Origin of the sequence: Gottfriedia luciferensis, assembly GCF_002156865.1 — a bacterium.
GTDB classification, from domain to species: Bacteria; Bacillota; Bacilli; order Bacillales; family Bacillaceae_G; genus Gottfriedia; species Gottfriedia luciferensis.
In genome coordinates, this window is record NZ_NCTA01000038.1 from 1 (window position 1) to 26993 (window position 26993).

Genomic DNA, 26993 nt, shown 5'->3' on the forward strand with positions numbered 1-26993 from the left:
GCCGAGGAGGCTCAGCTCACGCCCCACGGAAAGCGAGCATCCTGTAACGGAAATCAATAACTTTTTTTTACAGAGTTAAAAAATAAAAAAAACATTAAACAGATTTTAATAAAAATGGTATTATGATACATGGTGTTAAGAGTAAGTTACTTTAGAAAGTTAGCGTTTAACAACAAGTATGGTAAAATCATTTTAAAGATAAATTTACATATTAATGAATTATTTAAATAGATTTAACATCTAGGAAGGTGAGTGATCCAAGATGGATCTTACGACAATTGATAATCCAAGTTTTTTAAAAAATAAATCGATCGGAGAATTAGAAGTTTTAAGTGAGGAAATTCGTAAATTTTTAATTCAACAGCTTTCTGAAACTGGTGGACATATCGCTCCGAATTTAGGAGTTGTTGAATTAACAATTGCTTTACATAAAGTCTTTGATTCACCAAAAGATAAGTTTTTATGGGACGTAGGTCATCAATCATATGTACATAAAATTTTAACAGGTCGAGCGAAGGATTTTACAACACTTAGACAATTTAAAGGATTATGTGGTTTTCCAAAGCGAATTGAGAGTGAACACGATGTATGGGAGACTGGGCATAGTTCGACTTCATTATCAGCAGCGATGGGGATGGCTATCGCTAGAGATATTAAAAAGACGGGCGAGTTTATTGTTCCTATAATCGGCGATGGTGCATTAACAGGTGGAATGGCACTTGAAGCGATGAACCATATTGGACATGAGCAAAAAGATGTAATTGTTATTTTAAATGATAATGAAATGTCAATCGCTCCGAACGTAGGTGCATTACATAGTATTTTAGGAAGACTTAGAACAACTGGGAAATATCGTTGGGCTAAAGGTGAACTAGAAGGTGTAATCAAAAAAATCCCTGGTATTGGCGATAAGTTATCAAGTACATCAAAAAAATTAAAAGATAGCCTTAAGTATTTAGTTACACAAGGAATGTTCTTTGAAGAAATGGGCTTTACTTATTTTGGTCCAGTAGATGGACATAATTTTGAAGATTTATTTGAATCACTTGAATATGCAAAGAAAACAAAAGGTCCTGTAATCGTGCATGTTTTAACTAAAAAAGGAAAAGGTTATAAACCAGCCGAAAGTGATGATATTGGAACTTGGCATGGAACAGGACCTTACAAAGTTGAATCAGGTAAGCTGATTAAACCTGATAAAGCGCCTCCTGCTTGGAGTAAGCTTGTAAGTGATACGGTATTAAAATTAGCTTTAAATGATGAACGTATTGTAGCAATTACACCAGCGATGCCTGTTGGATCAAAGCTTGAAAATTTCCAAGCTCAATTACCTGATCGAATTTTTGATGTTGGAATCGCAGAACAACATGCAGCAACTGTAGCAGCTGGCTTAGCAACGCAAGGAATGAAACCATTTTTAGCAATTTATTCAACATTCCTACAAAGAGCATATGATCAAGTTTTACATGATATTTGTAGACAAAATTTAAATGTATTTATTGGTATAGACCGTGCTGGACTTGTTGGTGCAGATGGTGAAACACACCAAGGTGTGTTTGATATCGCATTTTTAAGACATATCCCAAACCTAGTATTAATGATGCCTAAAGATGAAAATGAAGGGCAACACATGGTCAATACTGCGATAAAATACGATGATGGTCCTATTGCGCTACGTTTCCCTAGGGGGAATGGTTTAGGTGTTCCGATGGATGAGCAATTAAAAGAAATTCCAATCGGGTCATGGGAAGTACTAAAAGAAGGTACAGATGCAGTAATCCTAACTTTTGGAACAACAATTAAAATGGCTATGGATGCTGCTGAAGAGTTAGAAAAGGAAAATATATCTGTAAAAGTAATTAATGCAAGATTTATTAAACCTATGGATACTGCGATGTTAAATGATATTTTCAAAGATGGTAAGCCAATCTTAACAATCGAAGAAGCAGTGTTACAAGGTGGCTTTGGAAGCGCAGTATTAGAATTTGCGAGCATTAATAACTATCAAAACGTACGCGTTGAACGAATCGGGATTCCGGATTTATTTGTTGAACATGGAGATGTTGATAAATTACTTGATGAAATTCACTTGACGAAAGATGAATCTGTTAAGAAAATCCGAGAAATGGTTTGTAATAAATAAGAGGATGACGTATAAATGGCAAAGAAGGAACGAGTAGACGTACTGTTAGTAGAGCGTGGACTAATTGAAACACGCGAAAAAGCAAAACGAGCAATTATGGCAGGACTTGTCTATACGAATGAGCAGCGACTAGATAAACCAGGCGAGAAGATTGATGTAGAACAACCTTTACAAATAAAAGGGGAAGTAATGCCATATGTTAGTCGAGGCGGGTACAAACTAGAAAAGGCTTTAAACACATTTGATGTATCGGTAGAAGATAAAATTATGATTGATATTGGCTCTTCAACTGGTGGATTTACTGACTGTGCATTACAAAATGGAGCGAAAAAATCGTATGCACTTGATGTCGGTTATAATCAACTTGCATGGAAATTAAGACAAGATGATCGTGTTATCGTCATGGAACGTACTAATTTCCGTTATGTTAAACCAGAAGATTTAATTGAAGGATTACCCCAGTTTGCTTCAATCGATGTGTCTTTTATCTCATTACGCTTAATTTTACCGGTACTAAAAACCTTATTAGTACCATCTAGTGATGTTGTTGCCCTAATTAAGCCACAATTTGAAGCTGGTCGAGAGCAAGTTGGTAAAAAAGGGATTGTCCGAGATGCAAAAGTACATGAACAAGTGATTGAGATGATGATTGATTTTGCACTTCGTCAAGGATATGATGTAAAAGCTTTAACTTTTTCTCCAATTACAGGTGGAGACGGGAATATTGAATTTTTAATTCATCTTCATTGGGAAGGTTCAAAGGAAATTGGAAATAACGAATTAAATCAGACACCAATGGAAATTGTAAATGAAGCACATAATGAATTAAAGAAAGTTAAGTAAAGGAAACCAGATAGGTTTCCTTTCAAACTGTTGAAAAACGCTCGTTTTCTTCGTTGCTTCGTCTGACTGTGGTGCACATTGCCGTTTTGGTAACTTAGCTCCTCGTCAGCCTTGGCGCCTCGAATGACAAGCGTTTTCAATTTATGGGACTTTGATATACATTAAAAGGAAACCAAACAGGTTTCCTTTTTCATTATTGAATACACTTGCCCAATTAATATGAGTATTTTTTAGAGAAAAACAATAAATTTCATTTTTAGGGCATCATTTGAATGAAACAAAAAATATTAGCAAAAATTATACGCAAAAATGCAATTTGTGAAAACGGTTAAAAAAATGTATACAATATTTAGTAGATTAGTTAAGATAATGTTAAATAAGTAAGATATTTGTCGGAATTTGCAAAGAGGTGTATTATGAATAAAGGTCAGCGTCATATAAAAATACGAGAGATAATCGCAAAAAATGAAGTCGAAACACAAGATGAATTAGTTCAATCTTTACGAGATCTAGGTTTTAAAGTTACACAAGCAACGATTTCACGTGATATAAAAGAGCTACATTTAGTAAAGGTTCCGTTATCAGATGGTCGATATAAGTACAGTTTACCTGCAGATCAACGATTTAACCCTTTACAAAAATTAAAAAGGCTTTTAATTGATTCGTTTATAAAAATAGATAGTTCAAGCCATCTAATTGTAATGAAGACATTGCCAGGTAATGCCAATGCTGTTGGTGCATTAATTGATCATTTAGATTGGACAGAGATAATGGGGACTATATGTGGAGACGATACAATCTTAATTATATGTCGTACACCCGAAGATTCAGAGAATTTAAAAGAAAAATTTATTGACATGCTTCAATAGGAGAATGGTTTTATAGAGGAGAGAAACTCATTGTTATCTGAAATTATCATTAAAAATTTTGCAATCATTGAGGAAGTTTCTATTTCCTTTGAAAAAGGATTAACTGTACTAAGTGGTGAAACTGGTGCCGGTAAGTCAATTATTATCGATGCTATTGGTCTACTGCTTGGTGGTCGTGGTTCTGCAGAATTCGTAAGATATGATACTGAAAAAGCAGAAATTGAGGGCTTATTTCATATCGAAAATGAAAATCATCTAATTTATTCTAAGTGCAGGGAATTGGGTTTTGAAATTGAAGATGAGATGATCATTTTAAAAAGAGATATAACTGCATCTGGAAAAAGTATATGTCGTATAAACGGCAAATTAGTGACAACTTCTATTTTAAAGGAAGTTGGCGGGCTATTAGTTGATATTCATGGACAACATGAGAGTCAAGATTTAATGGATCAAGAACATCATTTATCGATGCTACAGCAGTATGATGAAAAAGCGATAATTCCACTATATGCAGCATATCAAGATATTTTTAACAACTATACATCTTTAAAAAAACAGTTAAAGCAATTGACTGAGAATGAACAACAAATGGCACACCGATTAGATTTAATTCAGTTTCAGTTAACTGAAATTCAAAGTGCGAATTTAAAAGAAAACGAAGATGAGCAGTTGATGGAAGAAAGGCTAAAAATTTCAAATTTTGAACGAATATATAAATCGCTAGTTGAAGCTTACCAAAGTTTATCGCAAGATGGCTCAGGTTTAGATTCTGTTCGAAGTAGTATGTATTCTTTAGAATCTGTAACGAATATCGATACGGATATAAAAGAAATGCATGAAGGGATAAGTAGTAGTTATTACTTACTTGAAGATATATCATATCGATTACGTGATTCGATTGAACAAATGGAATATGATCCAAATAGACTAAATGAAATTGAAACACGTCTAAGTGAAATATCGATGCTAAAAAAGAAGTATGGGCATAGTGTGGCTGATATTTTAAAATATGCTGAAGGTATTGAAAAAGAGTTAGATACGATTCAGCATAAGGATATGCATATTGAAAAGTTAGAAAAAGAATTAGAAAATGTTACAAGAAAACTAATTGAAGCTGGAAAATCTCTTTCAGATAAGCGAAAAGAACTAGCGTTAAAATTGACTGCAGACATTCATAAAGAACTGAAAGAACTTTATATGGATAAGACTACATTTGAAATCATGTTCTCAGTTGAAGAAGGTACAGAATCAGATCCATTGATGGCTGATAAATTTGTGAAATTTAAAAAAGATGGTTTTGATTTAGTCGAATTTTATATTTCAACAAATCCGGGTGAACCATTAAAGCCTTTAGCGAAGGTTGCATCAGGAGGAGAACTTTCAAGAATGTTCCTTGCGTTAAAAAGTATATTCACAAAACATCAAGGGATTACTTCAATTATCTTTGACGAGGTTGATACTGGTGTTAGCGGAAGGGTAGCACAAGCAATAGCAGAGAAAATACACAAGGTATCGATTGATTCACAAGTCCTATGTATTACTCACTTGCCGCAGGTTGCTTCAATGGCAGATACACATTTATTCATTGCAAAAGTAATAGATGGAAATCGAACGAAGACTTCTGTTACGCCATTAAAAAATGAACAAAAAATAAATGAAATCGCCAGAATGATTGCTGGAGTTGAAATTACAGATGTTACTGTTCAGCACGCTAAGGAATTAATTGAACAAGCAGCTTCTGCGAAATATCAATCTCACTGACAATAAAAAGAGGATGTTTAATGGATAAAATCTATCCATTAAATATTCTCTTTTTTTTATGGGAATTATTGATAAATTAGTAATTGGAAAATGATAAATGAAACATACTAAGACAACATTATACGTTTAAGTATCTATCATATTTTTACAATCATATTTTGCTTTTATGAAGCTAACATTAACTACATAGCCACGAAATAAAAAAATGAATTTGGCACTAAGGAGAGTGATTCGCTTGTGAAAAATTTAAATGTTCAACGAATAATAAAATTTCTTCTCCTTTTATTTATAGTTGGTATTGGCGTGTTTAATATAAATCAAAATAATGTGTTTTCATCTACCATTGATCATAAACAGAGTGAAATTGTTAATGTAGCACTTGGTATGAATGAATTACCTAGTAAAAAGGTAGATGTTAAAGTATTAAACAATTTAAGGATCATACCAGGGGGGCAATCAATCGGAGTTAAGCTTAACTCTGTAGGCGTCTTAGTCGTTGGACATCATTTAGTAAATACAACTTCAGGACAAAAATCTCCAGGAGAAATTGCAGGTATTAAGGTTGGAGATATGATCATAAAAATGAATGGTAAACAAATTGAAAAAATGTCAGATGTATTGCCGTTTATTCAAAGAGCAGGAAAAAATGGAAAACCAATAAAAATCACTGTAAAGCGTGAAGGAAAGTATTATACAAAAATGCTTCAACCCATTCGAGATCAAGGTCAAAATAGTTATCGAATAGGCTTATATATAAGAGATTCAGCTTCTGGAATTGGGACAATGACTTTTATTGAACCAAATTCATTAAAGTATGGTGCACTAGGTCATGTTATTTCAGATAGTGATACTAGAAAAGCAATTGAAGTAGAAGATGGACATATCGTCTATTCAACGGTTACATCAATTGAAAAAGGTGCAGATGGTTCGCCAGGAGAAAAGATAGCTCATTTTGCTTTAGATCGAGGAACAATAGGAAATATTACATCTAATAGTCCATTTGGGATATTTGGTAAAGTGAACTATAAAATAGACAATGGAATTATGTCAGAACCATTGCCAATTGCATTATCGAACGAAGTTAAAAAAGGACCAGCTAAAATACTTACAGTTATTCATGATAATAAAGTAGAAGCATTTGATATACAGATAGTGAGTAGTATTCAACAGAAATTTCCTTCTACAAAAGGAATCATCATAAAAGTAACAGATAAGCGTTTACTGAAAGAAACTGGCGGTATTGTTCAAGGAATGAGCGGATCGCCAATTATTCAAAATGGTAAATTAATCGGAGCAGTCACACATGTTTTCGTAAATGATTCGACAAGTGGGTACGGAGTTCATATTGAATGGATGTTAGATGAGGCTAAAGTACCGATTTATGATTATCAAGAAAATAAAGCTTCTTAAAATAAAAAGTTTAATTAAATTTTATACCAAATACACCTATCGAATTTAGATAGGTGTATTTTTTAGGGGCAGGTAGCGTAGAAGGGCAGGAAGGGCCAAAAAGGGGCAGGAAGATCGGGGAACGCAGGGAAGGCTGGAAAGAGCAATGAAGGGCAGGAAAGCATAAAGGATGGAAATGCATTGAGAAAACTTGAATTTCTATGGAATTTTTTAATATCTTTTTCTTTCTTGTAAATCCTGTCTTTCCTAATTCCTGCTCTTAATTTTAACCTAATGTAAATTTTTATTAAAAATTATAAATTTACATACTATTTCATTTTTTATATAATGAAATAGATATTATTCGACTTAATACATAGTAGTTTTTATTTCAATCGTCGAATGCTAGAAGAAAATGAAGAAAACTATCTATATTAATAAAAATATTCAGAATTTATAATAAAAACAGGAAATAGATTTTTATTGTCGAAATTATCGATAATGAGAAATTCACTATAGAGGATGTAGGGAGGAACGGGCGTGGAGAAAATAAAGGTATTGTTAGTTGACGATAATAAAGAACTTGTTATCATGTTAGAAAACTACATTAACGCACAATCAGATATGGAAGTTGTTGGTGTTGCATTTAATGGACAAGATTGCTTGCCTCTAGTGAAGGATAAAAAGCCTGATGTACTAGTGTTAGATATTATTATGCCTCATTTAGATGGATTGGCAGTTTTAGATCGCTTACGTGCTGGCTTAGTTGAAAAAATTCCAAATGTAATTATGCTAACTGCATTTGGCCAAGAAGACGTTACGAAAAAAGCGGTAGATCTTGGGGCATCATATTTTATATTAAAACCATTTGATATGGAACATTTAATTAGTAATATCCGTCAAGTAGTTGGAAAAGGAAGTGCTGTTACAAAACGTAACGCTCCATCTTTAGTTTCAAATTACGAAAGCAAACCACGTAATTTAGATGCGAGTATCACAAGTATCATTCATGAAATTGGTGTGCCTGCACATATTAAAGGCTATATGTATTTACGTGAAGCGATTTCAATGGTATACAATGATATTGAACTGTTAGGTTCAATAACTAAGGTTTTATATCCAGATATCGCTAAGAAGTTTAATACAACAGCTAGCCGAGTTGAGCGTGCAATTAGACATGCGATTGAAGTAGCGTGGAGCCGTGGCAATATTGATAGCATTTCTACATTATTTGGTTACACGATTTCTATGTCTAAGGCAAAACCAACAAATTCAGAATTTATCGCGATGGTAGCTGATAAATTACGATTAGAGCATAAAGCTAGCTGAACGTTGATTTGACGGGAATTTGAACGGGAATATGCCGTTTAATTCCGATAAATTTTAGCCGATAATTCCAATGAATTTTCTCTCATTATAGCGACTAACTTCTTACGTAAAGTCCTCGGTATTTATCGCATAGACATTATACAATACGCAAAAAACGTTGTCCATATGGGCGGCGTTTTTGTTATTTTTAGGGATAAACGAATTTTACGAAGGATTTACGAAAATAATAATAGGAGGAGAAATATGCTTATCCGTACAGCGTTAGGAAAAGTAATTCATCAAATGAAGATAATGGGTTATAGAGAACGTACTTTAAATGATTATTTTTTATACGTAAATCAATTTGCCGATAAAATGGACCTTATCTACTTAACGGACATTTCTAATGAGTATATTCTGAATTGGCTCGACACTATGAACGTAAGTAGTCAAACGAAACTAACGCGTTTAAAGTGCCTCAAGGCGTTTTTAAGTCGTTGCTATGATAACGGCTGGTATAGTATTAAATTTTGGAGCAAAGTTAATATACGAATAGATAACGTAGTTAAAATCGGAGCTTCCGAACAAGATGTAAATTCTCTAATAGCGAAAATAGATATATCAGATTTCATAGGACTACGTGATACAGTCGCCATAATGTTAATGTATCAATGCGGACTAAGAATACGTACATTATCGCTTCTCGAAGAAAAGCATATCGATTTAAATAATTTACTCTTGCGAATAAGTGGCGACATCTTAAAGAATCGTCAAGAATTAATACTACCATTCGATGATTATGCCGCCAGACTTTTAAGAAAACTCATAAATCGAAATCGAGAGATACGAAGAGAACACCGAGAATCTAACGGCTATGTTATTATAACCAGTAAAGGTCAATGTGTAATAAAGGGAACAAATAACGCTATACAAAAGCGTTTAACCAAATACACTAAGGAGTTCGGGCTTACAAATATTAATCCACACGCATTACGAAGAGGATTTGCAGTACGATTACGTAAAATGGGAGCCGATATAGTGCTTATTTCGAAGGCGTTAGGGCATAGTGATCTAGCGGTAACAACCAAGTATTTAGGTGTGGAAAAAGAGGAAGTAGCAAATGAATTACGTAAGTATTTCTAAGGAGGGATTAACGATGGGAATTAACGAACATTCAGTCGTTCGATTAAAGGACGGAAGAAAAGCCGTTATTTTAATGTGTGTAGATAATCCGCAATGTTACATAGTCGAATATGAGGTTGATGGAGATTACTTAGAAGATACGATTTCACCGGAAGATATCGTCGAGGTAACGTATAAAACTTAACCTAAGAAGGAAATAATCGAATTTATAGCGAATTAATACGTGGGAGGTGTTCGGATGAATACAAAAGACGAAATTAATTCAGTAATTGAAAATATGAGTGAAGGCTATGCTAAGAATCTACTTGCGAATGTATTCTATAGAATAAGCAGTGTAAATGGAGTAAATTATACAACTACTGATTGTTACAAAGATCTAGAAACTCTTTTTATTGAACAAGTAGGCGGTAAGATGATATTTAAATAATGTTTAAAAGCGCTCTTAACGGAGCGTTTTTTATTCGCAAAACTTCGCAAATATAAGAACTACGGGGCTATATTTCACTTGTCATTTGACTAGCACGAAGCTCCTAGCGGACGCCTATCTGTTAAAACTCGGGGTTGCTGAAACTTTCCCTAAACTCTCGATTAAAGGGAAGGTGGGATTATGCCGGAGCAAGAAAGTCGTCGGACCATAAAATCAATGTCGAACGATTCCCTAAACTTATTCCCTAAAGTGTGATAGACTATAATTAGAATGGGAAGGGGACGATAGTATGGCGGTATATGGGTACGCAAGGGTAAGTACGTTAGAACAGGATTTAACCGTACAAATTAACGCGTTAGAGTCGGCGGGTATTGAGGTGTTATTTAGCGAGAAACTAAGCGGTAAGTCAGCGAAAACTAGGCCACAATTAACGGAATTACTGAAAACAGTAAAAGAAGGCGATGTAATAATCGTTTATAAGCTGGATCGTTTAGGGCGCAGTATTTCCGATGTAGTCAGTATATATGAGGAATTATTAGCTAACGGAGTTCATTTCGTATCGATATCGGAAGGAATAGACACGCGTAGGAGTAACGATATTATGACGAAAGCTCTAATAACTATGCTAGGATTATTCGGAGAGATGGAGCGTACGTTTATACTCGAACGGACCGCAGCAGGCCGAGAGTTAGCGAAGAATAACGGCGTTAAGTTTGGACGTCCGGGTATGAGTAAGAAGCGGATTGAGCAAGCGATAGAGTTATGGCAAGCGGGGGAGAAAACAATAGGCGAGATTGAAGACGGTACTGGCGTGAGTAAGTCGGTATTGTATCGCCATATAAAAGAAAGAGGGCTGACTCGTTAATGAGCCGGCTTTTTTTCGTTGCCCCAACCCAATACCTCGAATAGTCGTTTCCTGGTCAATTAAAAATCTGCGAAATAAATTAAACTTAGGGGCTTTACAAATGTAAAGTTAAAAGAATAAGAAAAGCCCTCGAAGATAAACTCCGTTGGGCCAAATGTATACGTAATATCATAAATGCAAATAAATAAAAAAATGTACAAAGGTGGTCATAATCTAATGAAATGGTTTTGGAATACATTAGCAGTGTTACCAATTGTGATATTTTGTATGTTTCTGAGTTACACGCAAAAAAACTTACAGTTAGCAATATTCGGGTTTGCTTTACTTTTATTTATAATATTCATGGATATTTTAATATCTCAAAAAATCAAGAACCCAAATTCAACAGGCTGATGATATATGGCTGCTATTTTAATCCGACCTGTGCTTTCGCCATTAGCTTACCGTCTTGGAACGTAAAGTTAGCGTTAGCTCCCGCAACTCCTGCGGCTCCTTTTCCTTTATACATATACATAATCGTATATCCAGGCTTATCTTTCTCGCCAGCTTCGCTCATAACCTCGCCTTTACCGCCAATAATATCGAATACTTGCTTCGATGTCATACCGTTTTGAATCTTATCGAACTCTGCCTTCGTTATAACAACGGATTTACCGGACTTTTCTTTAGCCGGAGCATCGGTCGTTATTGTAGCTGAGCAGCCACTAGCGAAAATTAATCCGGTAGCGATCGCCGTTCCTAATAGGATAATTTTAATCAATCGTCTCATTATAATCCTCCTAATATTTTCCATTTACATAATTACCTTATTCGACTAGTCCGATAATTATCCTTTATAAAGAAAAAAGCGCCCTTATTGGACGCTCATAATATCGGCTCAGTTTCCGGTACAATATCTTCGTAAATCAGCTCCGGCCGAACCTTTCCGATTAATTTAACTAAATCGTATCCATCGACAAGTTCAATTCCGGTACCTCTAACGTAATCCTGAGCGGTCTTTGTAAATGCGGAAGTAGTAATGAATAGTCCGCGCTCAATTTTATCTTTTGACATCGCTCCGTGTAACTTTTGTAACGGAGGTCTTCCGATATTATTACCTTCCGAGTACATCTTACATTCTACGTATGTGATCTCTTTATTCTTCGTTAATATTATGTCCTTACCGTTATCGTTCGACTGCGGGGTTACTTCAGTATGATAACCGGAGTACCTATATAGGTCCGCAACAAATATCTCGAAATCCCTCGATGAGAAACCCGCGGTAATTTCGAAAATAGTTCGTCCTTTTTTCGGATTGAACGGCCTAAACGCTTGGTCTGTAAAATAACGACGTTTAGTTTGTCGATCAGCTAAGATGTAAAGTGTCGCTAATCCTCCTACAATAAATATACAAATGAGCCATTCTTTGAGGCCCCATGTAGGAATTTTACTTAATGCAATTTTTAAATTATGTACAAACGTGATAAATAGGTTATAGATAATTACAACTCCGAAAACAAGTAATACTCCGTAAAAAGTGTACTTGCCTCCCCAATTACCATATCCTTTTCTGCTATAACTTCTACGTTTTCTTTTACCCAAAAAATCACCACTTGTCTAAATATCAATATCCTCTATTTTAGACATCTTCTTTAACAAGTATCCAAATATCTTCGACTTTTAAGCCAAGTTCATCGGCAATTTTTAACGCCAATGGAAGCTGCGGAAATGATCGTCCGTTAACCAGGCTATTTAATGCTGCCATCGATATTCCAAGCTTTTTTGATAAAGACGTCTGACTAATTCCACGCTCGACCATTATTACTTTTAACCTCGTCTTTACTTTCATAACTGATCCTCCGATAGTTCGTCTTATTAGTATTAATTAGACAACTTGCTAGAAAGTCCTATAAAAAATTTTAAAGAGTACATGCAAATCTGCTAGTTAACTTTAATACATTAATTTTAAGTCGCGACTAGTTAACCAGAAGAATAGAAGGACAATGATGAGTTAACTAACTATTTAACTAAGTATCTAACTAATTAATGATAACTAACTTTTTAAGGTTTTAAGTATTGGGAAATCAATATTTCTAAATTATGTAATAAGAGGGCAGAAGGAAGATGAGAAGGGGAAAATGGTTTAAAACAATTAAAACAAAAAAGGAGAGTCATCTTATGAGAGATTATATGAAGAGTTTATATAGCAGATATAGAGAGTGGAAATTAAGGACTGAATTTGAAAATGAAATAAAAGAATGTTTTCGATTAGGTGAAATATCGCATAAATACGGAGACATGATCGTCTATCCTACGATTGTCCGAATAGGCTTATCCGATAACTGTCTCGAAGCAGTTATGGACTTACCTCGCGGATTTAATCCGGAAGACTTGGCTAAAAAATCGTGGGTTTTCGAGCAGAGTTTCGGACAGAATATCGAACTAAAACGCGTGTCAGCTTCTACGTTTGTCCTTTACGTGATGTCGTTTAATCCGTTTAAGGAGACGATTATGTACGACTTTGAGAAAATATATACCGAAATAATGAAATACAATTTACCGATTTACGTTGGACATACGGCGAGGGCCGGAAGTTTATCGTACGATATGGTAGATCAACCGCACTTACTAATCGCGGGGGAAACAGGAAGCGGAAAGTCCGTAATACTTCGTTCTATTGTCACTACGCTTTTGCTTGCGAAATCTGCGGACGATTTAAAAGTGTATATGTTCGATATGAAAAAATCGGAGTTTTTCTATTACAAGCGGATGCCTCACGTTAAGATTGTCACTCATGAAAAATCGAAAGTTAAGTCGTGCTTTAACGAGATAAAAAAGGAACTTGGCGCGAGAGGTGATTTATTAGAAAAGTATGAAGTTTCGCATGTAAATGAATTACCAAAGGAAATTAGACCGCCATTTATTACGATATTTATAGATGAATTTTCGCTTATTGACGATAAGATGATTAACGATATGCTTCAGCAAATTGCTGCGATTGGCCGAGCGCTAGGTGTGTTCGTTATCTTATCTACGCAAAGACCCTCGGCTAAGATACTTGAAGGTGAGCTTAAAGTACATTTAACGGTTAGAATTGGCGGAAGAGTTCAAGACGTAACAAACAGCCGCATTATTATAGATACTGACGGATGTGAAACGTTAACAACTTCGGGGCATATGAAAGCTAAAACTTCGAAGGGGATTATTGACGTAAAGGTTCCCTTATTAGAAGGTGAACATGTAAAAGCAATGTTAGAGCCGTTGAAAATACCTAAAGAGGAAATTGAGGAAAAGCAGGAAGAAGTCGAAGCACCTAAAAAGGTATCAACAAAGAAAGTATCGACTCGTAAAGTTAGAAACTCAAAAGTCATTGATTGGAGAGGTGCATTCAAATGAAAAACCGCGATCAAGAAATAATAAGTACGTTGGAAAGGTTTAAGTGCTTATCTCGTGACGACTTAATTACGCTATTCTTTAAAGATAAAAAGAGTCCTATCTCTAATTGCAACGCGGTCCTTCGCCGTCTTCGTGACCGTGGCCATATTAAACAATCTAAGCGTCATAATCCCGCAATCTACTTTCCGAATCCTTCGACGATAAAAGAAAACTCCCAAAAAATAGCCCACTTCCAAAGTATCGCGCAGCTATTCATAACCTTACGGAACTATATTAGCGCTTTTGATATAGAACCTAAGTTAGGTAAAAAGGGAGTAGTTGAACCCGACGCCTTTATGATTTTCAATAACAGTCCGTACTTTTGTGAATCACAATTAACGAAATATGATCTTAAGACTATGAAAGCGAAGATTCAACGATATGAGAATTTCTACTACTCCGATGAATGGCGTAAGTTTCCTTGGCAACCGAAGGAGCCTTTCTTTCCTGCTATCGCAATATTTTCGGATACTCATTACGAAATCGATTCATTCCTCGAAATTTATCAATATAGATCAGCAAAAGAGTTACTTCAACTTAGCGCATTGCAAAAATAAAAAGGGCGACCTCATTGGCCGTCCTTTATTTAATTTCATTACTATTATCCGAGACTACATATTCAATAACATCTTCAACTCTACAATTTAAAACCCTGCAAATATCATCAATTACTTTCATCGAAATATAATCGTCTTTACTAATCTTAGCGATAGTAGCAGAAGAAACATTTATTAATTTTTGTAACTCAGTTTTAGAAATTTTCTGTTTGTGTAATGTAGATATCAGTGGTGCATAAGAAAGCATGACTTACCTCCTTTTAAACTTATCTTTAGTTTAGTATATCATATCTTTAAAAAAGTAAAATAAATTGTTGACTTAAATATTTTAAAGAGTATATAATAACTTTAGAAAGTTAAAGATAAGTTTATAAAATTGAATACAGGAGGTCGAAGAATGTTTAATTGGATTTCTTATGAAGATGGAGGGGGCGTAGAAATGGCACTTCAAAAAATAAAGGTTACATACAAAGGCAAAGAGACAAACGGCGATCCTTGGAGCGATAAGAGGGAAGTATACCGTATCGCACCACATATTATCTTGGACGTATATGACGGAAATAGTGACGAATTCGTCTTCCGCATCTTAGATGAAGAACTATACCGCAATAAAGATGAGATTGTTATAGATGATGAAAATTACAATCAGTACATTAAAACTGTTGGCGGTTATATTGACGGGTGGGATATCGATTTTATAGAACAACATCAGGAATTAATAGTAAGCGACCCATTCATTAAAGCAATCGAATATTTAGGAGGGATTCAAAAATGAGACGAGTAACGGTTGAACATTATGTTCAAGGGGAAGTAAGTAATGAGTATCCGGATATGGGAGTTTTATACGAGAATGACACCGTAATAGTAGTTGACCCATACGGACTTATCGAAATTTATACCGCACATCCGCATCCAACAAAAGGCGATGATTTCGTCGTAATTGATCCGCATGAAGAAAACTTAAACGGAGAGAATCAGGAATTTGTAGTTAATCTTATTTTAAACGGAGGGAAAAACTAATGAAGAACCAATTGGTAACCGTAAAGTATATATTCGAGGGTAAGCAGTTTGATCATGAGAACGAACAAGGCGTATTACTTCCTAATAATCGCGTTCTAGTTACGAAGGATAGTTTCGGAATTTATGAAGCAATTGCGACGAGCGATCCGAATATATACATTGTCGACCTCGATAATAATAGTACGGATTATTTTCCGCAAGATGACGAAAATTTCCTTATTAATTTAATCGCAAATTAACCGAAACAAACTGAAAGGATTGTAATAGGTGAGCCGTGATGTTGGCGTGTAGTAGGTAAACACGTCAGCAAGCGGTCTAAATGGAACACGAGGTAATATGGAGCGTTAATTGGCGGCAACCAATCGTTGTGTATTATCCCGGCACAAGATTCCGGCCAGTAAATTTACAATCTACGGAATTTACAAAGGTCTATCGTGATCGATAGGACCTTTTTATTTTCGGAAATACCGTCCAGAAATTTAGTTGTAATTGTATTATTGGGTATAGGTTTAATAAATTTCGAAAATAAAAATTTACTAAACTTTTCGTAGCTCTTTTAATTACAATGATACCTTAAAAGGAGTAAACAAAAATCCAAAATAGAAACTTAGTTTACTTTCTCAATATTTTCTAGTTCTTCTGTTAAATTATTTTTAAATGGCGACACAAAGGTATTAGTAGATAAGGGTGCCCTCCAATTTCCTTATTTTTTTATTTGAGGGTAAACAAAATAATACTAGGAGTGATTCTATGAATTCGAAGTTAATGAAGTTCATTCGCCAATCGAAAGGATTATCGCAGCAAGAAATGGCAGACCTACTAGGAGTTAGCAAACCGTTAATCTGTTTTATCGAGCAGAACAAGAAGAACATTAGCGATAGAGTAAATACAAGATTACGAGAAACTTTCGGTATTGAATACGTATCAAACTGCCGCAAGTTCTTGGAAGAAAATAATTAAGGAGGATTAAAAATGGGCGAAAACAAAGTATTACCTTTCGATACGGAACTAGGCTTCACGGCTTTACCGAAAGCAGTCTGTCAATTTTACGTAAGGCATCCGAAGTTTAACCCGTCTGCCGAGCGACTTTATCGTTATTTGCTATCGAGATTTAACGCTAATTATGGCTATGCCTTTCCGTCTTGGAACAGTATCGTCAGGGAGACGGCGTTATCTAAGGGTACAGTGAGCGCGGGACTTGTTGCGTTAGAAGAACTAGGATTGATTAATCGCTTTAATCACAACAATGGCGGCGACTTCAGTAATAAGATATACACGTTCAATAAGCCAATCGAAAATGAAGCCGAGTTTATGATGAGATTTGAGAAAGAAATCGCGGAACTTAGTGGGAAGAAAAGGCCAAAAGGAGGTAAGAAAAAGGAAGGTAGTTCAATTATTGAAATAGTGTAGTTCAATTTTTGAACCAAGGTAGTTCAATTAATGAACACTATATATACTTACTTACTTAGACCTACTTATATAAACATACGGCGCCAAATAAATTTGTCGCTATCTATTATCTTATTAAATTATATATTTATCGAAAATAAAAGAAACAATATAAAACTACAAAGGTAGTTCAATAATTGAACTAGGGAGGTAATGGTATGAAATGTATATTATCTTTACGAGTAGCGCGTCATTTATTATCGAAAGGTTTCCAAGTAATTGATATTGAACCAAGCCGAAAGGTGAACGGTCAATTAGTATTTATATTTGAAGAAACACCGGAACTTATTGTTGAATTAGCGGAATTAAGAAAATAGTATCAAACAACCGATTAAACGACTAAGGAGCGATTAATTATGTTAACGACTAAAACGGCTAAAACAATAAAAATTGAAAACGTAGAACCAGGTGCTGGCGCAATTGAGTACGCAAAGCATTTAACGGTAGGGTTAACACGCGAAGAAGCTGCGCCAATTATCGCGGCCTTAATGAGAGGCGAATTAAATAATCCGACAGATAATCGTGTTAAACAATGCGACTATTGCAGTTATTGGTGGCGTGATGATAGCTTACGTAATAACAAAAGAACTTGCTCGGACAGATGTAGAACAAAAATTAAATCATTGCATACAAGCGAACGACGCGCAAAAGAGGCGTTATTGAACCCGGAGCCAAAAGAAAAGAAGCATACGCTTATGGACGATTACATTTGGTGGCTTGAATACCCGTTTTGGATCAACGAATACTCTATGATTAAGATCGGATGGAAATATGAAAAGCCTTCAGGTATTGCGTTAATGGATTATGTAGATTCGAAGAATGCGCTTTACGGAAAAGGTAATCGTAAAAAGAAAACTAGAGAGCTAGAATTTTAAATGGCGACAAAAAGGTATAGATAGGAAAGCCCATGATAGGGCAGTATTTTTTTACGGAAAATGTACGGAAAAGGAGGGTTATAAATGAGAGTGCAAACATTTAAAGCGACGAGGTTAAAACTTGGTATGTCGCAAGCGGCTTTTGCTGAATACTTAGGTATTTCGGAATCAACAGTAGCAGCGATCGAGAATAATAGACGAGTGATTTCGGACGTAGTACGCGGAAAATTAGCAGAAAGAATTGCGGTAAACGAGGAACTTTTAGCTTTTTTTAAAGCTTATGAAAAAATTGTAAATACTTATCCATCTTAATTTTATGTCAATATCAAATAATTGTCAAGGAGGTTTAAACGATGAAAAAATGCCGTTATTGTAACGAAACAAAACCGATTGATCAGTTCGAAGTAGATAAAAGGACTCCTACCGGATATACATCACGTTGTAAAGCGTGTAGGTGCAAGGCTAGGCGTCAAAATGGTTCGTACTTTATGGAACGTATTCGCAAATACGGTTATAGAAATAGTACTTCCGTCAATATATCGGTGGAAGAAATAGAAGTGTTGTTGCAACAGAGAAATTGTTCATATTGCGGTTGCGAGTTAAACGGTGAGCAAGGACATACGCAACAAGCAACGATTGATCACACTTATGGAGGAATTAATTTAGCCTCAACATTAACAGTTTGTTGTAGAAGTTGTAATTCTGCGAAAGGTCGTAAGCACGTTTTCGAGTTCTATCAAGATTCAGAAAAGTTTACGGATGAATTATGGAGTAAATTTGTAAGAGATTTTACTTCGAAATTAATTTCAAGGGATATTAGCGCTGAAGAGGTTGAAGAAATGAAAGTTCGCTTTGAGAACGAATTCAATGCTTTGGGTGAATTGAGAAGTTAAAGTAATAACGGAGGTGATAAGGTTGCGACATTATATAAAAGTTTCAAAACGGGAAGTTGAAGGGCTTACAATTTACTGCGCTATATTTTTTGGGAATGACGGTCAGCTTTGCGATTGTATCTGCGGCTCATTTGAAACGGAAGATATTTTTTTCGAAGGAGTAGAGACTATCGTTCAGTATCACGGATTTTATAACTACGAAGTCGCTTCGGACATAATTTCGTACCTTCATCATTACCGAGGAATGCCTGGTATTACAGTTCATTATATATACGAGATGCCGGAAATTGACGACCTAGTTAAACAGGAACTGCCATTACTTAGAGAATTGTACGAATTTCCACCGATTATTCCTAAGCGAAAACCTTCAAAGTTTAATGCTTGGATATATCGAGTTTTAAAAAACAAAATTACAAATTTAGAGGAGATGTTTGAATATGAAATTTAATTTTATCGACCAATTTTTAGAAGAGAGAGAAAATCGTCAAGCTAAGCATCAGGAGTTAATCGATCAAGAAGAGAAAGTATTATCTGATTTAAAAGCTGCTAAAAGAGAATTTGAAATTTGTATGATGAGTTCAATTGAAAACGGAAAAGACGCAACTGAAGAGTTAGATAAACTAGAAATAAAGATTGAAGAAGCAAAAAAATCATATGAAAGATGTAAAAAAGCTACAGAAGTATTTTCGGCATTATCGACAGAAAAAATTACTGCTAACGATGTATTAGTTGAGTTTAATGAGATTTTCTACCCTAAGTATAACGAAGAGATATTTCAACCTGTGTTAAAGAAAATTGAACAATGTAAAAAGGATTATTTTGCAGCTTTAGAAGAATATCAAGGTGTTATAAAAGATTTCGAATGGGAACTAAACAAGTGCCAACGTAATTTAAGTAGCTTTTACTATTATAAGCTTAATCGTTTAGAAAACGAATTGAACGTTCAAAAAGCCGAAAAAATATTCATTCAGCAAGGAGAGGTTCGATAATGAATTCACATATTGTTCTTAATGAAATGAGGAAAAAATTAAGCGAAGAAAGTAAATTTACTGAAGATGACTTAAAAAATATCGCTGCGGCTGCTAAGGCATTAGGTTCACTTGAATCTCGTGTTACTTATGCTTCAGTTAAACAAAGATTTAATAGTCAATTGACTGAAGATGTTAGTAATACAAATAAATTGTTTTTAGATAGGCTAGATGCATTAAAAGAAAAAGGTACGATTACAGACGATGAGTATGAAACTCAAAAGAAAATTATTTTAGAGGATAACTTAGAGGGGGCTTAATAGCCCTCTTTTTATTTATAAAGGAGGTTAAATTAATGAACGAATTAGATGCAAAATTCAATGCACGTAGTCAGCGTTTATTTGAACTCGGTGTTTTAGCGAACTATATCGTCACAAAAGGGGATAAATCGAAACGAGTTCCTACGAATTTAATAAAAGGATTAGAAGATTTTAAGTTATCGCTAGAATCTATGCGTGATGATCCACGCTTTAAGTCGATTGCACAACTAAATATCCAGTTTATTAATGAAGTAGTTTTATACGCTAAAGCGGTTAACGCAGGAAATGCGGCTCTAGCAAAGGATCATTTACGTAATTCAGTTGATTTACACGAAAAAAGCGATGATTTAATTTACGCTTTAGTGGAAGAGTTGAATTAGAGTTATGGCGAATGAATTCGAAATAGATGTAAGTAGACTCCAATTATTATTAAAACGATCCCCGCAAGCGGCTGCAAAAGGTGCTAAACGTGGATTACACTATGCGCTTGATGATTGGAAGAAGGAAGCAGTAGATATCGCTCCTATCGATAAAGGTACACTAAGACGCGGGATAAAAGCTGAAGGTATAACCGGAAATGATATAAATTTAACAGCAGAAATATCTTCGATTGCGATTGAAGCAGGTGAAAGTGGTAATTTCAATTATGCGTACTATATTCACGAGTTAGATGCTGGCGGAGCTCGAGTTAACGTTGAAAAGAAGTATCTAGACAAATCTGCTGAATCTAATAAATCAAAATGGATGCGGTGGATAGAAGACGAAATAAAAAAAGAATTAAGAAGGGAAGGTTGGTGAAAGTAAATGATAAGTTTAACATCTGCTTTAAGATTAAGGGATGATGGATTTACGAGTGGAATGGCGCGTGCAAATAGAGCAGTTTCAAGAATGGCAACGAGCTCGAGCAGCTTAACAAGTCAAATCGTTAAACTTGGCGCAACTTATAAAGCGGCAACTTTCGCAGTAGATACGTTGAAGACGAGTATGCAGGGTGCTATGCAAATGGAGACCGATAAATTAACACTTTCTGCGCTTGTTAACGATACTCAAAAAGCGAATAAGCTTTTCGATATGCTTCAACAAAAAGGACTTAAATCGGTGTTCTCGGATTCCGATTTTATGGGAGCAGGTAAAGCGTTCCTTCCAATTACGAAAGATTTAGGGCAAATTAATAGTTTGCTCGGAATAACTGAACGATTAGCGAGCTCTAATCCGATGGAAGGTATGGTCGGAGCAAGTTTCGCGATCAGAGAGGCTCTTAGTGGCGACCTGGTATCGTTACAAGAACGATTCAATATCCCGCGATCAACGTTAAAAGCTACGTTTAAAGGCGCTGACACGGCGACCGAGAAAATTCAAGCGTTAGATAAGGTATTAAATCAACTGGGATTTACGCAGAAATTCGTTAATCAAGTTAATACTTCATCTTCCGCACAATGGCAGACATTGCAGTCGAATGTTACCACAGCACTCGCCAAGATGGCCGGAGCTGCACTCGAAAAGCTCAAGCGGCCATTGACCGATATTAATAACTGGATTCAGAACGGCGGATTAAACTTCTTGAAGGAAAAAGGCAGCGATTTTCTTGCTAGCGCCGTATCGAAAGCGGTCGAGCTCGGGACTTATATTAAAGGTAATTGGCCGACAATTAAGCAGAAATTCGTAGACTTTAATAATTCATTAGAGCCGATCAAATCAGGATTTAGCGCGATATTAACCGGTGTTAAAGGCGTAGCTAATTTAATTACGAGTCATTGGTCCGGAACAATATCGGTCGTACTCGCTCTCGGTGCCGCAATGGTAACTTTTAAGTCAGCCGTGCTCGGATTAATGATAATTAATACCTTGATAGGTGTCGTAAATGGACTACGGCTAGCTTACGGATTACTGACCGGAGCTCAATGGGCGCTAAATGTTGCAATGGACGCCAATCCAATCGGCGCTATTATATTAGCGATATCTGCATTAGTCGGAATTTCCGTGTTACTTTACCGAAACTGGGATTTAGTGAAAGCGAAGACAGTTGAGTTATGGAATAAATTAGGACCGTTAAAAGGTGTATTTTTAGCGTTATTAGGTCCAATCGGTTTGGTAGTTTCCGCAATCAAATCGCTTACATCCCATTGGAACGGCTTTAAGGCTTCAATTTCGAACTTTAGGATGCCGAGTATAGGAATGCCGAAGATGTTTGGCGGTAATGGGTTGATTCAAAGCGGTCAATCGCATTCAAAAGCGGGCGGAATTTCTAATGTCCCATACAACGGATATCACGCTAGACTACATCGCGGTGAAAGAGTATTGACGCCTGAAGAAAACGACGAATACAAAAAAGGTCGCGGTAAATCCGGCATAACTATATCAGGTAATACGTTCCATGTTCGTCAAGAGTCCGATATTAAACAAATAGCGTACGAATTAGCTAAGTTAATCGAAAGGGAGGCGTTTGCTTGATGGGAAGATTAGAAGGTAATGGAGCTTCAAGATTTATAAGGTTAATGCAAATATACGGGAAAAACGATTCTATGAACGTAGATTACGCGACGATTACCGCAGTTAATCCATTCAAACTTAGAATAGACGGATGGAGGTTTGATCTAGAATCTGACGACTTTGAGATTTGCGAGTATTTATCAAAGCATAAACGCCAGGTTCGAATTAGTGGCGGTGAAGTAGTTGGGTTAGAATTCCAAGATGAATTAAAAGTCGAGGATAGAGTTGTCGTCGTATCTTATAACAACGGTCAGCGATTTATTGTATTAGATCGCGTGGTAGGCTTTGAAGATTAAAATTACGGCGTCCTTCTAAAGAGGGGCGCTTTTAATTTGGAGGTTAAAAATGGATTTAGACCTAAAGAAGTTAGAAGAAGACATCCGCAAACTCAACGAAGAATTAGAAGAACTAAAAAAGGATCGAGTTGCAAAAGGACTACCCGCAGAAAGGCCACCGCATTTTGTTTCGAGGGTGCTTACGGAATTATTAATTGAACGGGTTTGGCCATTACGTAATTTAATCGTTAAATACGCTTCATTACTAGCGGCATCAGGTACTATTCTCGATTTGGACGTTAAGAAACTGCGAGATAAATATTCGGATGATTTAACGCTGCTTACTGAATCGGTAGGAATGCTTAGCGGATTGACCGGCGTAATGCTGCTCGACTGTTTGAATAAAATCGAAAAGGCACAACTATCGGAAGAAGCTGAAGCTAGCGACTTAATGCGTGACTTATATACAAATATTGAGTTGTGCGAAAAGGGACCGTTGCTTATCGAAGAAGTACCGGAACAATTTGACGATGAAGAATTGGCGAGAGCACATTACGAAAAAATTAAACATTTAATTTAAGGAGAGATATTATGAAAGCAATTGATTATAAGAAGCGATTGACGGATCAACAAGCGAAAGCAGCGTATCTAATCGTGCTAAATGATTTCGAAGGCGGTAAGCAAACGCAAGAGGAAATCGCACAGGAAGTCGGTATATCACGTAGAACTCTATTAGATTGGCGCAGAAAGCCGGATTTTATTGCGTATCAAAGCGCATTATCCGACCAACATCTCGAAGCTTACCGAAGTAAAGCCGATAAGATGCTCATTGAGCTAGTCGAAAAAGGATATACGAAGGCGCTCGATTTGTATTATACGTTATTAGGCCGTAAAGTAACGAAGACAGAAACGACTGAAGTCCGCCAAGTTACTACGTATTTAAGTGATGACGAAATACAAGCAGAGTTAGAAAAGTTAACGAAATCTATCGAGGAATAACGAACTTATATAATAGAAGAAACTGGACGGACTATAAATCCGTCCCTTTTTTTATTTGAACAACTTTTTACCACGTTTTTTTATATTGTTCTTTTCGAACAAATTAGTAACAGGCGAAGCTTCTTCGTGCTTTTCTTTAATATCAGCTTGAGCATATTTTACATATCGTTCTGTCATCGCCATATCCGTATGACCTAGAATACGTTGTAATGCAAAAGTATCTCCGTTTGATCGTAAAAACTTAACAGCGAAATAATGTCTGAATGTATGAGGACTTACGCGGACTCCTTTTACACCGACTTTTAAAGCATATTTTTTTAACATTTTAGCAAAAGTATCCGCCATATAACGCTCCCCAAATGATGTTAAAAAGAGGTAATCAGTTGGTTCAACGTTAATGTAATTAACAAGTGAAGCTAATTCTGTAGCGGTTTTTTTGGAAATAGGTACTATGCGTGATCGCTTTGTCTTAGTAATTTCCCCACGTAAAGTTATTTGACGTAATGAGAAGTCAATATCATGTAGCTTTAACTGCGTCATTTCTCCGACCCTAATTCCGCAATCACACAAAACGAGCATCATTACGTAGTCTCTGAAACCTGTATATGTCTTTATATTTGGAGCAGATAGCATTTTTAATACATCGTCGTCTGTAAATATTTGAAACGTATCTTCTGTTTCGGCTTGATACTTAATTGAAGACGCTGGATTTACCGATATATGCTTTTCTTTAACTAAAAAATTAAAGAATACGCGTAGAATCCGAATGATATTATTTACCGAACGCGGGGAGATTCCTTTTACTTCGGAACTATTCGTAGGATGGTCATCCCATTTTACCTTATCGAAACTCATGTATTCGATATATTCTCGGATTGTCTCAGTAGATAGTTCGCGGTGTTCCTCTAAGTAATACCATTTACTAAAATGCGATAGAGACTGCTCGTATGTTTTTAAAGTTTTCTCCGTCCTATTTTCCAACCGTTTAGCGGATAAAAATAACTCGATCCCTTCGTCAAGATTGAACCTAGCCGGAATTTTAGTCCGTGCCTTAAAAGTGAATTTGCGTGAATTTGACGTCTGATTTTTCGCCAATTTATTCGCCTCCTAATTCCGATGAATTTGCCGTGAATATGGCGATAAAGACCGATGAATTTGCCGATGAATTTATCGGAATAAGCATAAGGAAACCGTGCTAAATAGCGTCTTATCAACTTTCGCAAAACCAACAAATTCAGAATTTATCGCGATGGTAGCTGATAAATTACGATTAGAGCATAAAGCTTCTTAATCAATTTTTTTGTCTCATTTCCACAAAAAAATGGAATACAATTCGATTATCTTCAAAAAGTGATTCCACCGACATTCCGTTATAGCGAATAACTTCAAATGAGATCTTCTGTATTTTTCGCAATTGCAATTATATGTCATTAAAAAGCGTTGTCTAATTAGGCAACGTTTTTCACTTTTAGGCACTAGCTAAGAGATAAAAGCTAGATTGATTTGCATTGTTATTTTTAGTGTGCTATAATATTATCTGCGCCACTGATTAAAGAAGAAAAACGATATTATTACTATGAAATTTGGAAGAAAATTGGACGTATTCCATGACGCGTCAGCTATTTCAACCTATTTCAAGATGGTAGTAGTGTCTGTTAGTGAAGATTGTTGTGAAACAAGCTGCCTAATGGAACGGCCCTGGAGCCGAATTGCGAAAGAGAGGTAGGGCTTTCGCCAATAGACAACAATTTTAAATTATAATTAACTAACATATATTAAAAGAAGGCTATTCGTATACGTTGTACGAATAGCCTTTTTCAATTTAGTAAGTAATGAATAAAAAAAGAACAACCAAGAAGTTGTCCTTTTTTTATTAAAAGATAAATACGATTGTAAAAACAATTGCAACAATAAAACGGTACACTGCAAATCCAGTTAGTTTTACTTTTTCTAATAGTTTTAAGAAAGTAACAATTGCAAGTAAAGCTACTACAAAAGCTGTGATAAATCCTGTAGCGAATAAAGGTAAGTCAGACGCGCTTAGGATATCAATGTTTTTTACTAAATCTAAACCACTTGCAGCAATCATCATTGGAACAGCTAATATAAACGTAAATTCTGCAGAAGTTTTACGATCTAGACCAAATAATAATCCCCCAGCGATTGTAGAACCTGAGCGAGAAAATCCAGGCCATAGAGCTAACATTTGAAAGCAACCAATAATAAAAGCTTGTTTATAAGAAATATGATCTAAATCAGATGATTTAGGCTGTTTAGAAACTTTCTCAGCAACAATCAGTAAAATACCACCAGCAATTAATCCAATTACAACTGTTTTAGGTGAAAATAAAACATCTTTTATAAAATCATGGAAAATTACACCTACAATACCTGCTGGAATAGCACCGATTATAATATGAATTAAATTAAGGTTTGTTTTTCTATACCCCTCAGATTTAACACCTAGTACTGACCAAAGGCGTTTCCAGAAAACTACTACTACTGCTAATATTGAACCGAGCTGTACAACTACTTCAAAAACAGAAGCCTTCGCACCGGTAAAGTTTATTAAGTCAGCAACTAAAATCATATGGCCAGTTGAGGAAACAGGTAAAAATTCTGTTAATCCTTCTACCATACCCATAATAAATCCAATTAACCAATCAGGTAACATTTTAAAATACCTCCAAAATACTTGTCTTAGTAGAATTATTCACAATACTTATCATTTTACTTGAAAACGAACTAATATGAAAGGTTGATTAGATTAAAAATAACTCATATTTGTTAAGTTTACAGTACATGTATATATAATTTATATTAAGTTAATTTTTTTAGATGGATTTGGAAATAAAAAAAGAAGCATCAAAGGCTAGTTAATGAGTTATTTTATTTAAATGGCTCTGGTAAAAAAGAATGTTGATGATTTCCGTTCCAGGGTGCTCGCTTTCATGGGGCGAGAGCTGAGCCTCCTCGGCAAGCCTG

The 26993-nt window shown here is 35.5% G+C and carries 35 protein-coding genes and 2 pseudogenes; 31 read left to right on the forward strand and 6 right to left on the reverse strand.

The features are described from left to right. The first annotated feature begins 262 nt into the window (after nt 1–262). The 10 genes and pseudogenes from dxs (at nt 263) to B7R67_RS18055 (ending at nt 10748) form a co-directional block, all read left to right on the forward strand. A complete protein-coding gene (dxs, locus tag B7R67_RS18015; protein WP_088072375.1) occupies nt 263–2143 on the forward strand; it encodes a 1-deoxy-D-xylulose-5-phosphate synthase in 1881 nt (626 codons plus the stop codon). Nucleotides 2144–2158: 15 nt separating this feature from the next. After that, nucleotides 2159–2986: a TlyA family RNA methyltransferase gene (locus B7R67_RS18020; protein WP_088072376.1), complete on the forward strand. Its 828-nt coding sequence runs from the start codon at nt 2159–2161 to the stop codon at nt 2984–2986. A gap of 416 nt (nt 2987–3402) precedes the next feature. Further along, nucleotides 3403–3855, forward strand: coding sequence for a transcriptional regulator AhrC/ArgR (gene ahrC / locus B7R67_RS18025; RefSeq protein WP_088072377.1), 453 nt, complete (start codon nt 3403–3405; stop codon nt 3853–3855). A gap of 30 nt (nt 3856–3885) precedes the next feature. Further along, nucleotides 3886–5616, forward strand: a complete 1731-nt coding sequence (gene recN / locus B7R67_RS18030) for a DNA repair protein RecN (RefSeq protein WP_088072378.1) — start codon at nt 3886–3888, stop codon at nt 5614–5616. Nucleotides 5617–5904: 288 nt separating this feature from the next. Then, a pseudogene (gene spoIVB, locus B7R67_RS18035) lies at nt 5905–7026 on the forward strand (SpoIVB peptidase); the annotation flags it as partial. Nucleotides 7027–7545: 519 nt separating this feature from the next. Continuing rightward, entirely contained in the window at nt 7546–8334 is a 789-nt protein-coding gene (gene spo0A, locus B7R67_RS18040) for a sporulation transcription factor Spo0A (protein ID WP_088072380.1), read from the forward strand. A 243-nt stretch (nt 8335–8577) separates the two neighbouring features. Further along, nucleotides 8578–9456 carry a tyrosine-type recombinase/integrase gene (locus B7R67_RS18045; RefSeq protein ID WP_158095143.1) on the forward strand — a complete coding sequence of 293 codons (879 nt, stop codon included), beginning with the start codon at nt 8578–8580 and terminating at the stop codon, nt 9454–9456. Nucleotides 9457–9469: 13 nt separating this feature from the next. Beyond that, nucleotides 9470–9640, forward strand: a complete 171-nt coding sequence (locus B7R67_RS22230; RefSeq protein WP_158095144.1) for a hypothetical protein — start codon at nt 9470–9472, stop codon at nt 9638–9640. A 54-nt stretch (nt 9641–9694) separates the two neighbouring features. Next, the gene (locus B7R67_RS18050) at nt 9695–9883 is read left to right on the forward strand and encodes a hypothetical protein (RefSeq protein WP_088072382.1); all 189 of its coding nucleotides are present in this window, start codon (nt 9695–9697) and stop codon (nt 9881–9883) included. A gap of 289 nt (nt 9884–10172) precedes the next feature. Continuing rightward, complete coding sequence (locus tag B7R67_RS18055) at nt 10173–10748, forward strand: recombinase family protein (RefSeq protein WP_088072383.1); 576 nt, start codon at nt 10173–10175, stop codon at nt 10746–10748. Between the two features lie 406 nt (nt 10749–11154). On the opposite strand, the gene B7R67_RS18060 is transcribed toward B7R67_RS18055, so the two are convergent. From B7R67_RS18060 to B7R67_RS18070, 3 genes are all read right to left on the reverse strand, one after another. After that, nucleotides 11155–11517: a hypothetical protein gene (locus tag B7R67_RS18060; RefSeq protein WP_235822205.1), complete on the reverse strand. Its 363-nt coding sequence runs from the start codon at nt 11515–11517 to the stop codon at nt 11155–11157. Nucleotides 11518–11612: 95 nt separating this feature from the next. Continuing rightward, nucleotides 11613–12329 carry a restriction endonuclease gene (locus tag B7R67_RS18065; protein WP_088072384.1) on the reverse strand — a complete coding sequence of 239 codons (717 nt, stop codon included), beginning with the start codon at nt 12327–12329 and terminating at the stop codon, nt 11613–11615. Nucleotides 12330–12366: 37 nt separating this feature from the next. Next, complete coding sequence (locus tag B7R67_RS18070; RefSeq protein ID WP_088072385.1) at nt 12367–12576, reverse strand: helix-turn-helix transcriptional regulator; 210 nt, start codon at nt 12574–12576, stop codon at nt 12367–12369. Between the two features lie 329 nt (nt 12577–12905). Between B7R67_RS18070 and B7R67_RS18075 the strand changes: the two genes are divergently transcribed. Further along, nucleotides 12906–14123 carry an FtsK/SpoIIIE domain-containing protein gene (locus tag B7R67_RS18075; RefSeq protein ID WP_158095145.1) on the forward strand — a complete coding sequence of 406 codons (1218 nt, stop codon included), beginning with the start codon at nt 12906–12908 and terminating at the stop codon, nt 14121–14123. Then, the gene (locus B7R67_RS18080; protein ID WP_088072387.1) at nt 14120–14719 is read left to right on the forward strand and encodes a hypothetical protein; all 600 of its coding nucleotides are present in this window, start codon (nt 14120–14122) and stop codon (nt 14717–14719) included. The genes B7R67_RS18075 and B7R67_RS18080 overlap by 4 nt, the downstream gene beginning before the upstream one ends. A 25-nt stretch (nt 14720–14744) precedes the next feature. Here the strand turns inward: B7R67_RS18080 and B7R67_RS18085 are convergent, their stop codons facing one another. Beyond that, nucleotides 14745–14966, reverse strand: a complete 222-nt coding sequence (locus B7R67_RS18085) for a helix-turn-helix domain-containing protein (RefSeq protein WP_088072388.1) — start codon at nt 14964–14966, stop codon at nt 14745–14747. A gap of 150 nt (nt 14967–15116) precedes the next feature. Between B7R67_RS18085 and B7R67_RS18090 the strand changes: the two genes are divergently transcribed. The 18 genes from B7R67_RS18090 to B7R67_RS18170 all read left to right on the forward strand — a co-directional run bounded on the left by B7R67_RS18090 (nt 15117) and on the right by B7R67_RS18170 (nt 24008). Further along, nucleotides 15117–15494 (forward strand): hypothetical protein, encoded by a 378-nt coding sequence (locus B7R67_RS18090; RefSeq protein ID WP_088072389.1) that lies wholly within the window; start codon nt 15117–15119, stop codon nt 15492–15494. Continuing rightward, nucleotides 15491–15739 (forward strand): hypothetical protein, encoded by a 249-nt coding sequence (locus tag B7R67_RS18095; protein ID WP_088072390.1) that lies wholly within the window; start codon nt 15491–15493, stop codon nt 15737–15739. The genes B7R67_RS18090 and B7R67_RS18095 overlap by 4 nt, the downstream gene beginning before the upstream one ends. Continuing rightward, nucleotides 15739–15978, forward strand: a complete 240-nt coding sequence (locus B7R67_RS18100; RefSeq protein ID WP_088072391.1) for a hypothetical protein — start codon at nt 15739–15741, stop codon at nt 15976–15978. Before B7R67_RS18095 ends, B7R67_RS18100 begins: the two co-directional genes overlap by 1 nt. Nucleotides 15979–16489: 511 nt before the next feature. After that, nucleotides 16490–16699 (forward strand): helix-turn-helix domain-containing protein, encoded by a 210-nt coding sequence (locus tag B7R67_RS18105; RefSeq protein WP_088072392.1) that lies wholly within the window; start codon nt 16490–16492, stop codon nt 16697–16699. Between the two features lie 12 nt (nt 16700–16711). Further along, entirely contained in the window at nt 16712–17149 is a 438-nt protein-coding gene (locus B7R67_RS18110) for a helix-turn-helix domain-containing protein (protein WP_088072393.1), read from the forward strand. Between the two features lie 197 nt (nt 17150–17346). Next, the gene (locus B7R67_RS22340; protein ID WP_167374922.1) at nt 17347–17505 is read left to right on the forward strand and encodes a DUF5659 domain-containing protein; all 159 of its coding nucleotides are present in this window, start codon (nt 17347–17349) and stop codon (nt 17503–17505) included. 39 nt (nt 17506–17544) lie between these two features. Beyond that, nucleotides 17545–18063 carry a hypothetical protein gene (locus B7R67_RS18115; protein ID WP_088072394.1) on the forward strand — a complete coding sequence of 173 codons (519 nt, stop codon included), beginning with the start codon at nt 17545–17547 and terminating at the stop codon, nt 18061–18063. An 84-nt stretch (nt 18064–18147) separates the two neighbouring features. Beyond that, nucleotides 18148–18375, forward strand: coding sequence for a helix-turn-helix domain-containing protein (locus tag B7R67_RS18120; RefSeq protein ID WP_088072395.1), 228 nt, complete (start codon nt 18148–18150; stop codon nt 18373–18375). Nucleotides 18376–18551: 176 nt separating this feature from the next. Beyond that, the gene (locus B7R67_RS18125; protein ID WP_142289586.1) at nt 18552–18956 is read left to right on the forward strand and encodes an HNH endonuclease; all 405 of its coding nucleotides are present in this window, start codon (nt 18552–18554) and stop codon (nt 18954–18956) included. A gap of 22 nt (nt 18957–18978) precedes the next feature. Beyond that, complete coding sequence (locus tag B7R67_RS18130) at nt 18979–19404, forward strand: hypothetical protein (protein ID WP_088072397.1); 426 nt, start codon at nt 18979–18981, stop codon at nt 19402–19404. Beyond that, nucleotides 19394–19945 carry a hypothetical protein gene (locus tag B7R67_RS18135; RefSeq protein ID WP_088072398.1) on the forward strand — a complete coding sequence of 184 codons (552 nt, stop codon included), beginning with the start codon at nt 19394–19396 and terminating at the stop codon, nt 19943–19945. Before B7R67_RS18130 ends, B7R67_RS18135 begins: the two co-directional genes overlap by 11 nt. Beyond that, the gene (locus B7R67_RS18140) at nt 19945–20244 is read left to right on the forward strand and encodes an SHOCT domain-containing protein (protein ID WP_088072399.1); all 300 of its coding nucleotides are present in this window, start codon (nt 19945–19947) and stop codon (nt 20242–20244) included. The genes B7R67_RS18135 and B7R67_RS18140 overlap by 1 nt, the downstream gene beginning before the upstream one ends. 35 nt (nt 20245–20279) lie before the next feature. Then, nucleotides 20280–20624 (forward strand): hypothetical protein, encoded by a 345-nt coding sequence (locus B7R67_RS18145; protein ID WP_088072400.1) that lies wholly within the window; start codon nt 20280–20282, stop codon nt 20622–20624. Between the two features lie 4 nt (nt 20625–20628). Further along, nucleotides 20629–21042, forward strand: a complete 414-nt coding sequence (locus B7R67_RS18150) for a hypothetical protein (protein ID WP_088072401.1) — start codon at nt 20629–20631, stop codon at nt 21040–21042. A gap of 6 nt (nt 21043–21048) precedes the next feature. Next, on the forward strand, nt 21049–22695 hold the full coding sequence (locus B7R67_RS18155; RefSeq protein ID WP_088072402.1) for a phage tail tape measure protein: 1647 nt from the start codon (nt 21049–21051) through the stop codon (nt 22693–22695). Continuing rightward, on the forward strand, nt 22695–23030 hold the full coding sequence (locus tag B7R67_RS18160; protein ID WP_088072403.1) for a DUF2577 family protein: 336 nt from the start codon (nt 22695–22697) through the stop codon (nt 23028–23030). Before B7R67_RS18155 ends, B7R67_RS18160 begins: the two co-directional genes overlap by 1 nt. Before the next feature lie 49 nt (nt 23031–23079). Beyond that, nucleotides 23080–23589 (forward strand): hypothetical protein, encoded by a 510-nt coding sequence (locus tag B7R67_RS18165; RefSeq protein ID WP_088072404.1) that lies wholly within the window; start codon nt 23080–23082, stop codon nt 23587–23589. Between the two features lie 11 nt (nt 23590–23600). Beyond that, a complete protein-coding gene (locus B7R67_RS18170) occupies nt 23601–24008 on the forward strand; it encodes a phBC6A51 family helix-turn-helix protein (RefSeq protein WP_088072405.1) in 408 nt (135 codons plus the stop codon). Between the two features lie 51 nt (nt 24009–24059). On the opposite strand, the gene B7R67_RS18175 is transcribed toward B7R67_RS18170, so the two are convergent. Next, nucleotides 24060–25103, reverse strand: coding sequence for a tyrosine-type recombinase/integrase (locus tag B7R67_RS18175; protein WP_088072406.1), 1044 nt, complete (start codon nt 25101–25103; stop codon nt 24060–24062). 106 nt (nt 25104–25209) lie between these two features. On the opposite strand from B7R67_RS18175, the pseudogene B7R67_RS22565 reads away from it, so the two are divergent. Further along, a pseudogene (locus B7R67_RS22565) lies at nt 25210–25299 on the forward strand (hypothetical protein); the annotation flags it as partial. A gap of 582 nt (nt 25300–25881) precedes the next feature. On the opposite strand, the gene bacA reads toward B7R67_RS22565, so the two are convergent. After that, nucleotides 25882–26682 (reverse strand): undecaprenyl-diphosphate phosphatase, encoded by an 801-nt coding sequence (gene bacA, locus B7R67_RS18180; protein ID WP_088072407.1) that lies wholly within the window; start codon nt 26680–26682, stop codon nt 25882–25884. Nucleotides 26683–26993 lie beyond the last annotated feature (311 nt).

Bases quoted from the DNA above. Each gene is read 5' to 3' on its own strand.
- B7R67_RS18055 (WP_088072383.1), top strand. From the start codon at position 10,173: ATGGCGGTATATGGGTACGCAAGGGTAAGTACGTTAGAACAGGATTTA.
- B7R67_RS18045 (WP_158095143.1), top strand. From the start codon at position 8,578: ATGCTTATCCGTACAGCGTTAGGAAAAGTAATTCATCAAATGAAGATA.
- B7R67_RS18120 (WP_088072395.1), top strand. From the start codon at position 18,148: ATGAGAGTGCAAACATTTAAAGCGACGAGGTTAAAACTTGGTATGTCG.
- B7R67_RS18090 (WP_088072389.1), top strand. From the start codon at position 15,117: ATGTTTAATTGGATTTCTTATGAAGATGGAGGGGGCGTAGAAATGGCA.
- B7R67_RS18145 (WP_088072400.1), top strand. From the start codon at position 20,280: ATGAACGAATTAGATGCAAAATTCAATGCACGTAGTCAGCGTTTATTT.
- B7R67_RS18160 (WP_088072403.1), top strand. From the start codon at position 22,695: ATGGGAAGATTAGAAGGTAATGGAGCTTCAAGATTTATAAGGTTAATG.
- B7R67_RS18020 (WP_088072376.1), top strand. From the start codon at position 2,159: ATGGCAAAGAAGGAACGAGTAGACGTACTGTTAGTAGAGCGTGGACTA.
- B7R67_RS18165 (WP_088072404.1), top strand. From the start codon at position 23,080: ATGGATTTAGACCTAAAGAAGTTAGAAGAAGACATCCGCAAACTCAAC.
- B7R67_RS18060 (WP_235822205.1), bottom strand. From the start codon at position 11,517: ATGAGACGATTGATTAAAATTATCCTATTAGGAACGGCGATCGCTACC.
- B7R67_RS22230 (WP_158095144.1), top strand. From the start codon at position 9,470: ATGGGAATTAACGAACATTCAGTCGTTCGATTAAAGGACGGAAGAAAA.
- B7R67_RS18085 (WP_088072388.1), bottom strand. From the start codon at position 14,966: ATGCTTTCTTATGCACCACTGATATCTACATTACACAAACAGAAAATT.
- B7R67_RS18100 (WP_088072391.1), top strand. From the start codon at position 15,739: ATGAAGAACCAATTGGTAACCGTAAAGTATATATTCGAGGGTAAGCAG.
- dxs (WP_088072375.1), top strand. From the start codon at position 263: ATGGATCTTACGACAATTGATAATCCAAGTTTTTTAAAAAATAAATCG.
- B7R67_RS18135 (WP_088072398.1), top strand. From the start codon at position 19,394: ATGAAATTTAATTTTATCGACCAATTTTTAGAAGAGAGAGAAAATCGT.
- B7R67_RS18140 (WP_088072399.1), top strand. From the start codon at position 19,945: ATGAATTCACATATTGTTCTTAATGAAATGAGGAAAAAATTAAGCGAA.
- ahrC (WP_088072377.1), top strand. From the start codon at position 3,403: ATGAATAAAGGTCAGCGTCATATAAAAATACGAGAGATAATCGCAAAA.
- B7R67_RS18110 (WP_088072393.1), top strand. From the start codon at position 16,712: ATGGGCGAAAACAAAGTATTACCTTTCGATACGGAACTAGGCTTCACG.
- B7R67_RS18080 (WP_088072387.1), top strand. From the start codon at position 14,120: ATGAAAAACCGCGATCAAGAAATAATAAGTACGTTGGAAAGGTTTAAG.
- B7R67_RS18095 (WP_088072390.1), top strand. From the start codon at position 15,491: ATGAGACGAGTAACGGTTGAACATTATGTTCAAGGGGAAGTAAGTAAT.
- B7R67_RS22340 (WP_167374922.1), top strand. From the start codon at position 17,347: ATGAAATGTATATTATCTTTACGAGTAGCGCGTCATTTATTATCGAAA.
- B7R67_RS18155 (WP_088072402.1), top strand. From the start codon at position 21,049: ATGATAAGTTTAACATCTGCTTTAAGATTAAGGGATGATGGATTTACG.
- bacA (WP_088072407.1), bottom strand. From the start codon at position 26,682: ATGTTACCTGATTGGTTAATTGGATTTATTATGGGTATGGTAGAAGGA.
- B7R67_RS18075 (WP_158095145.1), top strand. From the start codon at position 12,906: ATGAGAGATTATATGAAGAGTTTATATAGCAGATATAGAGAGTGGAAA.
- B7R67_RS18105 (WP_088072392.1), top strand. From the start codon at position 16,490: ATGAATTCGAAGTTAATGAAGTTCATTCGCCAATCGAAAGGATTATCG.
- B7R67_RS18125 (WP_142289586.1), top strand. From the start codon at position 18,552: ATGGAACGTATTCGCAAATACGGTTATAGAAATAGTACTTCCGTCAAT.
- B7R67_RS18050 (WP_088072382.1), top strand. From the start codon at position 9,695: ATGAATACAAAAGACGAAATTAATTCAGTAATTGAAAATATGAGTGAA.
- B7R67_RS18115 (WP_088072394.1), top strand. From the start codon at position 17,545: ATGTTAACGACTAAAACGGCTAAAACAATAAAAATTGAAAACGTAGAA.
- B7R67_RS18150 (WP_088072401.1), top strand. From the start codon at position 20,629: ATGGCGAATGAATTCGAAATAGATGTAAGTAGACTCCAATTATTATTA.
- B7R67_RS18170 (WP_088072405.1), top strand. From the start codon at position 23,601: ATGAAAGCAATTGATTATAAGAAGCGATTGACGGATCAACAAGCGAAA.
- B7R67_RS18070 (WP_088072385.1), bottom strand. From the start codon at position 12,576: ATGAAAGTAAAGACGAGGTTAAAAGTAATAATGGTCGAGCGTGGAATT.